The following is a 15,411-nucleotide window of genomic DNA, read 5'->3' as shown; positions in this document are numbered from 1 at the left end:
CGTATATTGAACGCTATAATCGGACCATACGTTATAGTTGGCTGAGCAAGCATTTATTTGATACTTTGGATGAAGTACAAGATTATGCAACAAACTGGTTGTGGCATTACAACCATGAAAGACCACATCAAGCTAACAAAGGAAAGCCACCTCTAATGGCTGCTTAACCTCTACTTTTAACTTCGGTTATTTATGGGAGGATTACCATATTGGGCGATACTTCTAATGAAAAATCAGGAATCTATATCCTTCCAGTCTTCACCCGTAAAGTCGAAATCGCAGCTGCTTTATTTGGCTTAAAATATACGTTTGAACAGCTGAGTCTGCATTATTCAAATGCTAATGAAAATAAAATGGACAATTGTTTTTTGGGTGAAACAACCCAAGGTTTGTGAAGATTCAGTCTTTAATCAAAATATTCTAAAAATTTGTCACTACTTTCAAATCACATCGAAATGTCTACTCAGCATTCAAGATGAGGGCGCCAATATTAGACTTTACGTCAACAAAGAACCTTCACAAACAACCGTTAAAGTGAAAGAGGCTGCAGAATGGTTAATGACTTTATTCTGGGATAAATTTCAAAATGAATCTCTAGAAACATTTGTTATCACTCCGGCAAATGAATATGTAGCCGTAGCTGAACCACAAACCAATATGGGCAGAATGGCAAGGAAGTTGAAAGCTGATCAGCTTGTAAAAGAATTAGATTTAACCCAGATAAATTTGCCTAATGAGACGACATAAATTGACGTAATAGCTATGATTGAACTTTATTTATTTGCTGTAATTGATTAATATAATTGAATAAAATTTGATTAAATATAAAGGGAATATCATATCGCTACTTTAGAAAAAGCAATTTCCTTGGCAACTGAACGGCATTTGGGGCAAATAGATAAAGCAGGGCAACCCTACATCCATCACCCCTTGCGTGTCATGCAAAATGTACAACATCCTGATGCCAAAATTGTCGCTGTTCTGCATGATATTTTGGAAGATACAGCAACATCGATAACTGATTTAAGATCACTAGGGTTTGATGAAAATATTATTCATGCAGTTTTAGCCGTCACAAAACAAGATGGTGAAAGTCGTTTTCAGGCAGTGCAAAGAACAGTAAAAAATCCGATTGCTTGCGAAGTTAAACTTGCAGATTTACGTGACAATATGGATTTATCGCGCCTGCCTAAAATATCTGCCAAAGATTTGATTCGCTATAAACAATATCAAAAGGTTCAGAAAATACTAAAAGAGGCTTATGCAATTCATCAGCATATAAATACTTTAGATCTGGATTCTGAATATCCAGAGTTTGAATACGGCAGTATGCAGTTTAATTTTCAATATCTACTGAATGTTCTATTTGATCAATTACATCCAATGGGTGGAAACCAAATTGGTAGTCCTGAGGAATGGTGGATTTTATTCGAAGATGCAAGTGAGTATTTTGCCTACTGTAAGCGTAAAAAATTAAAACCTTTTCTAAAACATTTTATTCAATTATTTAATTCGACTGATCGTAATTTTTTTGGCAGTTCATTCCAAACACCGGAAGATCAAGATATCTTGATGGAAATCTACAATAATGTTCTTGGTCATCATTTTAAGAAGGATATCGTATGATTTTGAAAGAGGACTTAATGATTGATGGATTGCACTACATACTCAAATTTGATCATTATAGTTTTTCTTTTTCTTTAAATAGACCACCCCGTGCCAGAGTCCAGATCAATTACCGTAAACATCCTGAATTAGCCCTATTTAGAGATGATCCCATATATGAAGATATCAACTTGAATTTACCTGCCATGAAAGTTTTTAATGCGATTAGTCAGAGAGTTGAGGAGCTTATTTATAAGCATGGGATTCATTATTGGTCTTTTAGTGCGACCTCAACTAAAAAAGCGAATGTCTACGAAAAACTTTTAAAGCGATGGATGACTCGGAACACCATGGCTTTTAAATATGATCGTGTGGGAAATGATTTTTATGTATATGTAGAGAACAATTTTAATGAGTAACATTGCCAAAATATAGAGAATTTGATGCTGATATTGATTAAAAATTCTTGAAGATCTAGAAAGTATAGATGTAGATGCGCACAATCCAGATCTTTGGCAAAGCCATATAGTTTGGCATTTGGAGTATATTCAAAAACTTGGACAAGCATTTAAGCCTCTTATGAGCGAAGCTCATCAGGTTGAACCGTACCGGGATTGTCGGAGACTTTTTATTTAAGTTAGGCCACCTGACCTAATAGGTTAATCTTATCATAGTACATTGCTTCAAACTCAGAAGAGGCTAGTAAGTTCTCTTCTTTATGGGATTGTAGACTGGCATAAAAAGCAACTTGAATTGAGTTGGTTTTCTCAATCAATATATAAACTAAAGATTACAGTAGTAATCTTTAGTTTGTTAAAACCTGCTATTTATAACTTTTATACTGGGTAAAATTTGGTAAAAATCTAACTTAATTTTCTCTTAATTATAAGGTTTTAAAGGAAACGGAAGTTGAGTTAAGATGCCACCATCTCTATTGTAAAGTTTTTATTGATAATATCTAACGTACTTGAAAGATATAGATATATTTATATAAAAAATAAGTAAATTATGGTTTTTAGGAGGTTTTTTTTATCTGAAACTACTGTAATATAAGCGAATTTCATGAAAATATTTAAGTTTAAAGGTGAATAAAATTAGAATTGTATTTACTGCTACTATGAGTGCAGGCAAAACTACATGTATTAATGCGTTTCTAGGCACTGAATTATTACATTCAGCGAATGAAGCAACTACTGCTACGGTAACAGAGATACATTCTAGTAATGTAGAGATGGTTAGAGCTTTTGATAGCAATAAAGCAATAGTAAAGGAAGTACATGCGTTAACTGCTGAAATGTTAAAAGTATTAAATCAAAGTCAACAAGTACAGGAAATTTTAGTTAAAGGGAAATTTAATTTTTCTGAGAATTTAGTACTAATTGATACTCCTGGGCCAAACAATAGTCGAGATACTAATCATAAAAATCTTGCTTATGAATTTATTGAAGAGTCTAATTTTGATTTTTTAGTTTATATAATTAATGCGACTCAGCCGTTCATTAATGATGATGTGCAATACTTAAAATTTATTCAGAAAAAAGTACAACATCAAAAAATTATTTTTTTGGTAAATAAAATAGATGAGTTTGATATAGAAAATGAGTCAATCAGTTCTTTTATAAACAATTTAACCTCTTACTTGAAAGATCTGGGGTTTTTACAACCTATCATATTTACAATAAGTGCATATAGATCGTTGCTAATAAAAAAATTTACAAAGCAAGAAAAATTATCTAGAAAGGAAAGAAGAGAATTATTCAGCTTCTTGGAAGATGATAATATTTTTTTTGACTATGGATTAATTCCTTTTCCAATTGAAACAATAAATCATATCAAATGTCAAAAAAGATTCGAGGATCTTGATGAGGATTTTCAAGATTACGATTATCTAAATCAGATCTATTGTAATACAGGTTTTCCATATTTTGAGTTTTATATTAAAGATCAAATTTTTAGATTAAATAAGTAGGGTATATTTAAAGTGAACCATATTGAAATTAAACATAATCCTTTTTCAATCGAGACACAGTTTTTTGTAAATGGCCAGGAAGTATTAGGGAATAATATTTTATCTCATTTAAAACAGCGTAGATTGCAGTTGTGGGTAAATCAGCTTCCTAAGCTTTTATATGATTTTTTTAATCAAGATAGAAATATAGAAATCAGTTTTATAGGATTAGAATCGGATTATATTGATCTTAAAGAAGAAATTGAAAAAGCAAATTTGGAACATAGCACTAGTTTCAAACTAACTCCTTACCTTCCTGTAGAGAGTGTTGATATTCGCCTTGAAAAAATAAAAGGCATGATTGAATCTGCAAAAAAAAATCCAAAATTTCTTAATTATTTACAAAATAATTCGAGAGTTTCAGATGCTTTAAATGAAGCATTTAATAATGATTTTGATGCATATGTAGTTGCTACAATGTCATCAGGTAAGTCAACATTCATTAATGCAATGTTAGGCACTGATTTATTACCTGCTCGTAATGAAGCCACTACTGCAACAATTGCAAAAATTTTTGATACTAAATCAGAAGCCTACTATGGCAATCGTTATAATGTAGATGGTGAGATTCTAGAAGAAAATATAATTCTAAATAGCGATGTTTTGAATTCTTGGAATGATCAAAAAGATACACATACGATCAATATTACTGGTCCAATTTATGGAATGAAAAAAAGAGATAATGTCAGACTAGTATTGACTGACACACCAGGTCCAAATAATAGTCGTGATGAATCTCATGCTCGTTTGACAATGTCTTTCATTCAAGACTCCCAACGTAGCCCTCTAATTTTATACATTTTAAATGCTACACAATTAGGCATTAATGATGATAAAAACTTATTAGGGCTAGTGGCTAAGGAAATCAAAAAAGGTGGTAAGCAGGCCAGAGATAGATTTATTTTTATCGTAAATAAATGTGATGAATTTGATTTAGAAAAGGAATCGTTAGAAAAAGCTTTGGATAATGTTAGAGCATATCTGATAGAGAATGGTATCCAAGATCCTTTGGTATATCCAATTTCAGCATTTGCTACTCGATTAATGCGTAATGATGAGCAACAGCTAACAAAACGTGAACGTAGCAAGAAAAATGAGTATATTGATCAATTTTTAGAAGAAGAATATAACTTTATTAAATATATGCCTTTAACGTCAAAGGTCTCTCATAAGGTGAACAGTTTAAAGCTAGTTGATGATTATGAGCTGAATACTGTATTAAAAAACAGTGGTATACCAGCTGTTGAAATGATGATAGATGAATACATTGAAAAATATAATCTACCACACAGGTTAAATCGGGCAAGAGAAGCCTTAGATACCGCAATAGGGTTAGCATTAAATGAGGAGCAAATGAATGCTTCATTAGAGCAAGATGAGAAGGAGTTAGAAAATATTTTAGCATCCATTAAACATCTAGAAGCTAAGCGGGCTAAAGGTTTTGAAACAGCTTCATATAAGGCAAAACTTAAAGAACGTAAAAATCATGTCCCTGAAGCTATTCAGTCTAAAATCAAATCACTAAGACGTGGAATAGAAGATAAATGGAGTTCGATTACTAATACCATGCAAGGTGATGTGAGTGTTGATCAGGCGAATGACAAATTAGAAAAATTAGAAGATGATTTGAAATTTAAATTTAATGAAGTCATTAATGAGTTGGATAATGCTTATTTGGCTATACAAAAAAATATTCATAAGGAATTAAATTTAGAATATCAAAAGTATATTTCAGATATTTTTGAAGATGTGAAAGATTTAAAAATTCCTGTTTTGAGTGGATTAGAGAGTAAATTTAAAAACTTTGATATTACAGTGACTAAAACTAATCGTGGTGAGATTAACACACGTACTGTGGTTGTTGGTCAAAAACAAGTTAAAACCTCAAAATGGTATAAACCATGGAGTTGGGGGGATACTAAGACAGTTAATATAACTGAAGAAAGAGAGTATGTTTCTTTAAAAGATGCTTGGGATAAACGTGGAGCAGAAATAAGAACGCAATTTAATAATCTTATTCAACAGGGTACAACGCATATCACTGAAGGTGGAAATAAAATTATTGATATGTATACGGAATTTTTGACTCAAGAGTTTGACAAGAAATTTGAGCAAATAATAAAAGAGATCAAAGGGAAAATTCAGGATAAAGATTTACGTATAAAAGCTATTGATCATGCTAAATCTGAATTAGTTTGGATTGAAAAGATGCGTCAAGATTTAGATGACATTTTAAAGATTTAAGGAGAAATACCCAGTGTTTAAGTTAAAAGAAGAGATTATTGAAACTCTTGAAAATTGTAATCAAGAGGAACAATTAAAAAAACTCATTGATGTCGATTCGGAATTCTCTGAATTGGATCTTGATTATGGTGAATTAATTTCTAAAAATACTTTATATAACGAAAATGATTTTTATGGATCTTTAGACCTGTTAAAGAGGAATTTTAGTAAGGAGAGGCTTGATAGTGTAATTGGAATAAAACTTTGGTTAATTAATCATGAAATTCAAGGTTTTGTAGATGTTATCCAAAATGAAATTATTAATATTGAAGAAAATTTTATCAACACTAACCCTGATTTAGATGAAAGTTTAAATCAATTGAATCTTAAACAGAAAGAAAATAAATTTTCAAATAATTTATTTGATCAGGCTTTTTCATCAAAAGATCTAGATAAAATTAAAGCTATTCTTTTAAACCTAATTATTGATCGAGATGTTAGCACCTTAAAGTTGACAGAATATGGGAAAGTTATTCAAGAAAAAATTCCTGAAATATTTGAAGCTTATAAGGAAGATATTTTTAATGAAAAAATGAAGATCGATCGTGATAAATGGGATTCACAATATTTACAAGATCAGCATTTATCTTTACAGACAAATTTTTCCTTAGATCGTTATAACCATGTACTTGAAGTGAGAAAATTTCTAGGTATAAATAATAATGCCTTGTTAAATAATCCAAATCCAAATCCAAATCCAAATCCAAATCCAAATGTGGAATCAGATAATACGGCTTATGATAAGAATCCTAATAGAGATGAATCTAGTAAAAGTATTATTGAAGAACTTCTTGATAAAATTGTTGATGGTTTGAATAAATTAAAAGATGCTAGTTGCAATTTAATTGAAAAAATAAAATCTAAGTTTAAGTAATTTAAATAATAGGGGGAGAAAAATATGAACAATCAATTTAACCGAAAATTGGTAAGAGCTGAAGAAACAGAAAATTTAGAAAGATCATTATATTCAGCTGAATATATGATCAAGAAAAGTTATCTAACTGACTTGCCAAACATGTCTATTCTCCCTACTTTTAATATTGAGCAGATTAATTTTAGTGCAGAAGTTCGCTTATTTAGATTAGAGCGTTTAGTACAAAATAATAAGCAATCAGTATTAGAAAGTTTAGTTGCTATTTACACTGCCCTTGGTAAAGCAGGTCATAGTATTTTCTTTATCTTAGAGGGTAATGGTGATACTACCCAAATTTATATTGGTGTAAAAAGTAAATCGGGAGATTTTGAAGGGCAGAATGCTGGTGAGTTGCTAAAGTCAACATTTGATGGGCAATTCTCCGGTAGTAACTTAACAGGAGTATTAAATACTGAATTAAAAGAAATTTTTCAAACTACCGTAAATCATGAAAAAAATGATTGTAGTGGCGTTACGGCTGTGACTTTGATTCCATCATTATCAGTAGATAATCGAGAAAACTTTATCCAGGGTATGGAGCGATTTATTGATGCTGCGGAAGGAAAGATCTATCAAGCAATCTTTTTAGCAGAAGCGGTCGAGGAAGCTGTTTTACATACTATTCGCCGAGGTTACGAACAGATATACACTCAAATATCACCTTATTCGAAGAATACATTTAGTTATTCAACACAAGAGTCAGAAAATATTGCTCATGTACTTGGTTCAAGCGTAACAGAGACACTAGGTAAAAGTATTGCTTTAACTGAAACTAAAGGAACTAGTATTTCAAATGGGGTAAATGAAAGTTCACAACAAGGTTCATCTACTTCCCAAAATAAAGGGGGGGCTGTAGCTAGTGTTGGAGCTGGTATTGGTATGGGAGTTGGTGCAGCTATAGCTGGCCCTGCTGGAGTGCTTATAGGTGGGGCAGTGGGTGGAGCAGTTGGAGGCCTTGCAGGAAGTTTATTAGGATCTGACAGTCAAAGTTCATCTCAAACAAAAGGAACTAGCTATACGGAGTCTGAGAATCTTTCAGAAGGAAAAACTAGTACGAATACAAGTTCAACAGCTAATACATCAACGAAAAGTACAAGCAAGGGTGCAACATACGGCACAAGTCAACAGAGTACTATAGAATTTCAAAATAAATCTGTACAACAAATTCTCAATAAAATAGACCAGAACCTAGCAAGACTTGATGATGTTGAATCTTATGGCGGGTGGAATTTCGCTGCTTACTTTATAGGTGAAACACCTACCGTTTCTCATGCTTTAGGTAGTATTTATTATGGTTTAATGAAAGGTGATGATTCGAATTCAGAAGCATCTACTATAACCACTTGGACTAGTGAGGATAAATCATTAATCCTAAAATACTTAAAAAATTTACAACATCCACAATTAAAAGTATCCACGCAATTAAATGTACAAGTACCATTTTTAAGCCCGACGAGTTTATTGTCTACCAAGGAAATAGCGTTAACATTGAACTTACCTCATCACTCTACATCTAGTGTAAGTGTTGTTGAAACAGTGCCTTTTGGACGATCAATTCAGTACCTAAATGATCTTAAAACGTTTCATGACAATGCAATTGATTTAGGCGTATTACGTCATTTGTGGAAAGATTCCAATCAGCCTGTATTCTTAGAAAATAAACAATTAACGCAGCACACATTAGTATGCGGATCAACAGGATCAGGTAAAAGCAATACTTTATATACGATTTTAAAAAACTTACGCCAGCAGCAGATTCCCTTTTTAGTGATTGAACCTGTAAAAGGTGAATATAAACATGTATTTGGTAATTATTCAGATGTTTTTGTCTATGGGACTAATCCGAAACATACTGATTTATTGAAATTAAATCCATTTAGTTTTCCAGTGGATATTCATGTCTTAGAGCATGTGGATCGTCTTGTTGAAATTTTTAATGTATGTTGGCCAATGTATGCCGCTATGCCAATTGTTTTGAAAAAAGCAATTTTACAGGCTTATCAGCGGGTAGGATGGGATTTAGATGTATCCGAAAATGTACAAACGCAGCAAATTTTTCCGACCTTCACTGATGTAGCATTGACATTAAAAGAGATTATTGAAGATTCTGCTTATTCTGAAGAGGTTAAAGGTAATTATATTGGTTCGTTAGAAACTCGTATTATGTCTTTAACGGATGGTTTAAATGCACAATTATTTACGTCAAATGAGATAGATAGTTCTATCCTATTTGACCAGAATGTCATTGTTGACTTAAGTCGTGTAGCTTCATCAGAAACTAAATCGCTCATCATGGGGATATTAGTAATGAAGTTGAATGAATATCGTACAAGTCAAAATTTAGACATGAATTCAGATTTAAGACATGTCACGATATTAGAAGAAGCACATCATTTATTAAAACGTACAAGTACTAGTCAATCAATGGAATCCAGTAACTTAGTTGGAAAGTCTGTTGAGATGCTTAGTGATTCAATTGCAGAGATGCGTACTTACGGTCAGGGTTTTATCTTAGTTGATCAATCACCTAATGCATTAGATATTTCTGCAATTAAAAATACAAATACTAAAATTATTTTAAGGCTTCCTGAAGAGCAAGATCGACAGGTTGTAGGAAGTTCTGTTTCCCTAAAGGATGAACAATTGGCTGAAATTTCTAAATTACCTCAGGGGGTTGCAATTGTTCATCAAAGCCATTGGCTAGAACCAATATTATGTAAAATTAATTATTTTCAGCCAGACCATTCTAAATTTTATTTTAAAAGATTAATTGGAAAGGCTGTGACTATAAAACAAATTGAACAAGAAATCTTGCTCTTTTTATTGTGTATAGGTGAACGTTTACCTTCGAATTATCAGCAACCTAATCTTGATTTCCTTCTAGAAAATTTGGTCATGATTTCAGATACGGTTATGCGAATTGAGCTCGAACAACTTTTACAAGCATATAAAGATAATAAGTTAAAATTGAATATTAAGGACTTTGCTAAAATTAGTCGATATATTGTAAGAATATTAAATTTAGAGAATAAACTAGAGCCATTATTAAAAATATCTGTAGATATAATAGATTTTGACGAACAGTTAAACAGATTGATTTTTAATGAAGATTTTATTATTAAAAATCAAATCAAGCAGGCTTGTTTGAAATATCTTACTAGTATCGATTACGGTTATCTCAAAGCTTACCAAACATGGGTAGAGCATGTACACAAACAAAATGTTGCTTAATAAAAGAGAAAAAGTATGGAATTGATTTCAGTATTGGCTTCTACTCTAGAGAAAATGGGCGATAGTAGTGCAGTTCAGAACATCTGGTATAAAGATTCAATTATGGACCAGAAAGTTTTCTATAATGTAGGGCAATTGGATCAGCCTACGTATCTGCAAAATAAGATGCAATTGACCGACTTATCTGATGAAAGCAAAGATAATTTAAAAGAGCAAGGATATGGTGAAAAAACAGTAGAAGCAATTCGCTCTGAAGAGGAAGCGGAAATTTATAAGGAAGCGGGACTTGAATCAAAAGAAATTAATGGTAGAGAATGCTTAGTTCGTACTGATATCAATTATGAGCAAGTTGATGATCGTGGTAGAACAAACCTAGAGCGTATGGAAAAGGGATTGTCGCCTTTAGATAAAGATGGTCAACCCTATGAATTACATCATATTGGTCAAAAAATGGATGCCCCTTTAGCTGAGTTGACAAAGAAAGAACATATTACGGATGGCAATTACAATATATTGCACGAATCAAAAGAGTCTGAAATTAGTCGTCCCGATTTCAATAAGGAGCGTGCAGATCACTGGAAATCACGTGCATCAGAAATAAAACAGGAATTAGCAAACACATGAATACTTTAAAAGATTTTATTGAATCAAATGCTATCGATGTTATATCAGTGAGTGAAGATGAGATTCTTCAAGCACAGCAGATTTTAAAACTTCAGTTTGATACTGATTATTTATCATATTTACAAATTTGTGGACAATTGGAGTTTGAATATCTGGAGTTTTATGGTCTAGGCGTTAAACCTGATTCATACTTGAATCTCATTCAAATCTATAGTCTATTAAAAGAAAATGTTACTTATCCACAAAAAGCTTTACCTCTTCTAGATCTTGGAGATGGTCATTATTCTATATATGACTTAGAAACTGGACATGTTTTAGAATGGACGAAAGACGGGGTAGTGAGTAAATTGAGTCAAACATTGGAGCAATATTTATTAGATACTTTAGAAAAAGTTAAGGCTTAATAATTTTTATTCAATTTATCACTTATTCTCTTGTCAAAAATTTTAAATGTTAGAATAGAAAAGTGATTTATAGAAAGACGCCTTATGATCAAGAGATAAGTTTTGATTCATATATTTATTATTAACCGAGCAATTTTCTAATAGCAGCTTAATCTTTAACTTGGATTGTTGAAGGAAGAATTAGTTGCATATTACTGAATAAGTCGGCCACCCATTCCTGTTCGTGGTCTACCAGTTATTCTATCCAAGTAGGGCATTTATCAGTCACAACACCTAATTCAATTGGGGTGGGTAATGCAACGCAGACGATCGTACCTAATCGAAATTTATGGACAACACCAAAATCAATCAATATACAGATTAAGGTGAAGTAATGTGAAACTCTGGTGTATTTATATTATTGTCTTGATTTTTCCGATAGTTATATATGGATTATCCCGAATTTCGGTGGATTATTTTGAGAAGAAAAGGATATGTAAAGTGAATGAACAGGAAGAGCAACGGAGAGCTGAGATACAAGCAACTCTCAAAAACAAACCTTTTGTACTAGATCAAGCGGCGATTCAAATTGCAGCTGAAGAGTTTATGCAGGCATTAATTAAGTGGAAAGATCGGGATTCCATTCGTAAATTACTTGTTGAAACTGGAGATTCTTGGGCAGAAGAAAAGCTTGATAGAACAGTGCAATTTGAGTCAAATTATATTGATCCAATAATAAAAGTGTACCAGCCTGTTTATGACGTGGAAATTCAGGGAGGAGTGGATCAGCCCTTTGCCTTTTCAGGTTACATCCATTCTTTTTTTACGGGTTTTTATTGGAGTGAAGTTGATTATTCCGAGATTAATAAGCCTTTAGATAAATTAAGTGAATTAATGAGAGGAGGGTTATCTCAAGAGGAGTTTTGGGGTACTGATTTGTACTAGCTCAAACCTGATCTGACAGTTACCCATTTTTAATTTAGTCCCCACTTAAAAACAAGTGGGGACTAAATTTATGACTACAAATAATCAGACATTCATCGCATATCTTGTGAAAAAACGAAGACCTCACACCCAAGTTGTTACTTAAATTTGAATATATTAGGGGGAAATTAGCTGTTGAATGTTTATGCAACAAAGCCATTTTCATATATATTTAACTAAGAATTAATTATTCGATTAAAAAACTTTCTTTTAATCTGGCTTGGAGAATGGAATTGCTTGTTACCCACTATAAGCCTTGGATCATGATCATACTACTGGTTTTAGCTGTCAGTTTTGCTACATATCGCTGGTGGCAAGGACCATTGCTGCCTAGTTATGAAGTCGTATCTAGTCCATTGATTCAAACAGTTGTCGCTTCAGGGCGGGTAGAGAAAGTATCTCGGACTCAGATTGGTAGTGAAATTACAGGGGTTGTTCTTGAGCGATTGGTTCAAGAGGGAGATCGGGTCTCTCGAGGGGATATTCTTTTAGTACTGAAATCTGATGAAATTTCAGCGCAAGTGCGGCAGGCAGAAGCTGAATTAAAAGAACTCGAAACCACTAGACGCCCGCAAGCAGAAGTTGATTTAGCGAATGCCAAAGTACAATTAGAACAGGCTCAAAGAGAGGCGTTACGCAGACGAAATACCGAATCAGGAATATTATCAGCAGAGGAAAGGGAGAAATCGATAGAGGCAGAAAGACTCGCCCGTAATAATTTGGAATCAGCTCGATTAAAAGTTGCTTCACTTGCCCCAAATAAAGTTGAAGAGACAAAATTACGCGAACGACTCGCTGCACTACAAGCGCAACTTGCCAAGACCAAAATTCGTGCAGAAGTTTCAGGTATTATTTTAACGCGTAATGTTGAGCCAGGGGATCTGGTACAACCGAGTCAGACTCTCTTCACTATTGCACTGGATGGTGCGACTGAAATACGAGTGCCATTTGATGAACGAAATTTACCACTGCTGGCTTTACAACAAAAAGCCGCAGTGATTGCAGATGCCTATCCAAATCAATCTTTTCCTGCCCATATTAATTTTATTGCTCCAAGTATTGATGCTCAACGTGGCACAGTAGACGTCCGATTAACAGTTGATCCAGTCCCAGGTTTTCTGCGTCAAGACATGACGGTATCGGTAAATGTTGAAACCAACAAGCGCGAGCGAACCTTGGTCATTCCAAATGATGCTTTAAGCAGTATAAGTGGCAACAAGGCTATGGTTATTTTAGTAAGAGATAGAAAAATTCAACGTCATCCTATCACACTGGGTTTACGTGGTTTGGTTATGTCTGAAGTTGTAGCTGGAGTGAAAGAAGGTGATCACGTCCTTACCGATGCAGAATCAGTGCTTAAAGATGGAACTCGTGTCCGAATAGAGAAAACTAAACGTGTTTTCCAGAGTCAAACGGATCAGAAAAATAGCAAAAATGAATTACCGGTGAAATTCGATTGAAAAACTTTTTTAGGCGACTTTGGACCGAGTGGACCATCGCAATCAGTTTTTTGCGAGAGGGTCGCACACAGTCGATGATGATTACCATTGGCGTCGCGGTGGGGGTAGCGGTCATTGTGTTCATTAGCGCTTTAATTCAGGGTTTACAATCGAATATTGTAGAAAGGACTTTAGGGACACAAGCGCATATTCGTTTGCTCTCACCAGATGAGGTGAATCATATTGTGCCACCAGCAGCAGGAACACTTCAGTTGTTACTAGAAGATCAGCGTGCACAACGCTTACGTTCTATTAATAATTGGCAGCAGATTACTGGGACTTTAGATCATTTACCGGTGTTGACTGCGGTTTCTCCTGTGGTCTCTGGTCCTGCATTTGTACAGCGCGGAGATGCAATTCAATCTGTTGCATTGGTTGGTATCAACCTTGAACGTTATCAACAGATTATTCCGTTGAAGCAATATATGGTGAGTGGTGAATTACGGGTCAGTGCGGATAATGTATTAATTGGGCGTCAATTAGCCAAAGATTTGGGTGTGCAAGTCGGGAGCAAATTAAGATTAGATACTGGGCAACAGAAAAATGCAGTGGTGAATATCTCTGGAATATTTGAACTGGGCGTGCGTGAATTGGATGCGCGCTATGTCTATCTGGATTTGAAACAGGCGCAATCTTTACTTAATTTGCCTGGTGGGGTCACAGTGATTGATCTGACGATCCAAGATATTTTTCAGGCGGAGCAAATTGCCTCACAAGTTGGACGCCTGGCTGGATTAAAAGCAGAAAGCTGGATTGAAACCAATGCTCAATTAATGAATGCGATTACCGCTCAAAGTCTTTCGACCAACATGATTATTGTTTTTGTAGGGATTTCAGTCGCTTTTGGAATTGCCAGTGTGATGTCGGTGAGTGTGGTGCAACGGACTCGGGAAATCGGTATTTTACGTGCAACTGGGGCTACACAAACGCAAATTTTAAGAGTTTTCTTATTTCAGGGAGCAATTTTTGGTCTGCTTGGTTCGATGCTTGGTAGTGTTGTCAGTTATTGTCTAATTTGGGGATTTAATCAGTTTGGTCCCGGTTTGTTTTATATTTCGATTTCAATCAAGCTTATCTTGTCAGCATTATTCTTGGCGACTTTAACGGGAGTTTTGGCTGCTGCAATACCATCCCGTCGGGCTGCTGCACTCGATCCTGTGGAGGCAATTCGTCATGTCTGATTCATCTGAGGAAGTACTACGTTTAGAAGCATTGCGAAAGTCCTATAATGTTGGGCAACCTAATGAAGTGGAGGTATTACATGGAATTGACCTGTGTATTCAACGGAATGACTTTGCTGCATTAATTGGTCCTTCTGGTTCAGGCAAAAGTACTTTACTGAATATTCTTGGCTTATTAGATCAGCCTAGCTGTGGTGAGTTGTACTTGTTGGGTCAGGCAACAAGTCGTATGGATGATATGGCTCGGACAGCATTACGTGGCAACAGTATAGGTTTTGTGTTTCAATTCCATCATCTTATACAGGCCTTTACTGCCTTAAATAATGTGCTTATGCCATTAATGCTGAAGCAAGGTAAGCCAGATCAATCTGCGTTGCAATATGCCCATGAATTATTGGCCGCTGTAGGGTTAGATAAGTTCGCTGACCGTAAACCCAATGAGCTTTCTGGAGGGCAACAGCAACGCATAGCGATTGCACGTGCACTGATTACTCAGCCTGCACTATTGTTGGCCGATGAACCGACAGGTAATCTTGATACTCAAACTGCTGCGGAAATGTTTGAATTATTTCGTAAAGTTCATCGCGAACATGGCTGTGCAGTATTATTGGTGACTCATGATCCTAGATTATCGGCAACCTGTGATCGAACCATTAATTTGGTGGATGGGAGAATTCAGAGTGATTCCAAAAAATGATAT

At 34.4% G+C, this 15,411-nt stretch carries 14 protein-coding genes and 1 pseudogene; all 15 read left to right on the top strand.

Annotated features, from left to right (window positions below; translation table 11 throughout):
• The coding region (locus FTU67_RS07035; protein ID WP_151711510.1) for an integrase core domain-containing protein at positions 1–167 on the top strand (167 nt) is incomplete at its 5' end.
• A 42-nt stretch (positions 168–209) separates the two neighbouring features.
• Positions 210–395 carry a hypothetical protein gene (locus tag FTU67_RS07030; protein ID WP_257221850.1) on the top strand — a complete coding sequence of 62 codons (186 nt, stop codon included), beginning with the start codon at positions 210–212 and terminating at the stop codon, positions 393–395.
• Entirely contained in the window at positions 373–747 is a 375-nt protein-coding gene (locus FTU67_RS14200) for a hypothetical protein (RefSeq protein WP_257221848.1), read from the top strand. Before FTU67_RS07030 ends, FTU67_RS14200 begins: the two co-directional genes overlap by 23 nt.
• A gap of 93 nt (positions 748–840) precedes the next feature.
• Positions 841–1,251: pseudogene (locus FTU67_RS14195) on the top strand (guanosine-3',5'-bis(diphosphate) 3'-pyrophosphohydrolase); the annotation flags it as partial.
• 371 nt (positions 1,252–1,622) lie between these two features.
• A complete protein-coding gene (locus tag FTU67_RS07015) occupies positions 1,623–2,024 on the top strand; it encodes a hypothetical protein (RefSeq protein WP_111828404.1) in 402 nt (133 codons plus the stop codon).
• A 665-nt stretch (positions 2,025–2,689) separates the two neighbouring features.
• A complete protein-coding gene (locus tag FTU67_RS07010; protein WP_180061602.1) occupies positions 2,690–3,574 on the top strand; it encodes a dynamin family protein in 885 nt (294 codons plus the stop codon).
• A gap of 12 nt (positions 3,575–3,586) precedes the next feature.
• Positions 3,587–5,857, top strand: a complete 2,271-nt coding sequence (locus FTU67_RS07005) for a dynamin family protein (RefSeq protein WP_180061601.1) — start codon at positions 3,587–3,589, stop codon at positions 5,855–5,857.
• Positions 5,858–5,870: 13 nt separating this feature from the next.
• The gene (locus tag FTU67_RS07000; protein ID WP_180061600.1) at positions 5,871–6,770 is read left to right on the top strand and encodes a hypothetical protein; all 900 of its coding nucleotides are present in this window, start codon (positions 5,871–5,873) and stop codon (positions 6,768–6,770) included.
• A gap of 24 nt (positions 6,771–6,794) precedes the next feature.
• Positions 6,795–10,040 carry an ATP-binding protein gene (locus tag FTU67_RS06995; protein ID WP_180061599.1) on the top strand — a complete coding sequence of 1,082 codons (3,246 nt, stop codon included), beginning with the start codon at positions 6,795–6,797 and terminating at the stop codon, positions 10,038–10,040.
• A gap of 15 nt (positions 10,041–10,055) precedes the next feature.
• On the top strand, positions 10,056–10,664 hold the full coding sequence (locus FTU67_RS06990; RefSeq protein WP_257221847.1) for an HNH/ENDO VII family nuclease: 609 nt from the start codon (positions 10,056–10,058) through the stop codon (positions 10,662–10,664).
• Positions 10,661–11,068: an SMI1/KNR4 family protein gene (locus FTU67_RS06985; RefSeq protein WP_180061598.1), complete on the top strand. Its 408-nt coding sequence runs from the start codon at positions 10,661–10,663 to the stop codon at positions 11,066–11,068. The genes FTU67_RS06990 and FTU67_RS06985 overlap by 4 nt, the downstream gene beginning before the upstream one ends.
• Before the next feature lie 480 nt (positions 11,069–11,548).
• Positions 11,549–11,992, top strand: coding sequence for a hypothetical protein (locus tag FTU67_RS06980; protein WP_180061597.1), 444 nt, complete (start codon positions 11,549–11,551; stop codon positions 11,990–11,992).
• Positions 11,993–12,258: 266 nt separating this feature from the next.
• Positions 12,259–13,491: an efflux RND transporter periplasmic adaptor subunit gene (locus FTU67_RS06975; protein ID WP_171502409.1), complete on the top strand. Its 1,233-nt coding sequence runs from the start codon at positions 12,259–12,261 to the stop codon at positions 13,489–13,491.
• The gene (locus FTU67_RS06970; RefSeq protein ID WP_078194314.1) at positions 13,488–14,711 is read left to right on the top strand and encodes an ABC transporter permease; all 1,224 of its coding nucleotides are present in this window, start codon (positions 13,488–13,490) and stop codon (positions 14,709–14,711) included. The genes FTU67_RS06975 and FTU67_RS06970 overlap by 4 nt, the downstream gene beginning before the upstream one ends.
• On the top strand, positions 14,704–15,408 hold the full coding sequence (locus FTU67_RS06965) for an ABC transporter ATP-binding protein (RefSeq protein ID WP_078194313.1): 705 nt from the start codon (positions 14,704–14,706) through the stop codon (positions 15,406–15,408). The genes FTU67_RS06970 and FTU67_RS06965 overlap by 8 nt, the downstream gene beginning before the upstream one ends.
• Positions 15,409–15,411: the final 3 nt, after the last annotated feature.

Origin of the sequence: Acinetobacter sp. YH12132, assembly GCF_013418645.1 — a bacterium.
GTDB lineage: Bacteria > Pseudomonadota > Gammaproteobacteria > Pseudomonadales > Moraxellaceae > Acinetobacter > Acinetobacter indicus.
Note: the sequence above shows the minus strand (reverse complement) of the source record. Positions and strands in the feature narration are given on the sequence as shown.

What these genes read in the sequence shown, in the direction of transcription:
- FTU67_RS06995 (WP_180061599.1), top strand. Translation starts at nt 6,795, where the DNA reads ATGAACAATCAATTTAACCGAAAATTGGTAAGAGCTGAAGAAACAGAA.
- FTU67_RS06985 (WP_180061598.1), top strand. Translation starts at nt 10,661, where the DNA reads ATGAATACTTTAAAAGATTTTATTGAATCAAATGCTATCGATGTTATA.
- FTU67_RS06990 (WP_257221847.1), top strand. Translation starts at nt 10,056, where the DNA reads ATGGAATTGATTTCAGTATTGGCTTCTACTCTAGAGAAAATGGGCGAT.
- FTU67_RS07015 (WP_111828404.1), top strand. Translation starts at nt 1,623, where the DNA reads ATGATTTTGAAAGAGGACTTAATGATTGATGGATTGCACTACATACTC.
- FTU67_RS06965 (WP_078194313.1), top strand. Translation starts at nt 14,704, where the DNA reads ATGTCTGATTCATCTGAGGAAGTACTACGTTTAGAAGCATTGCGAAAG.
- FTU67_RS06975 (WP_171502409.1), top strand. Translation starts at nt 12,259, where the DNA reads ATGGAATTGCTTGTTACCCACTATAAGCCTTGGATCATGATCATACTA.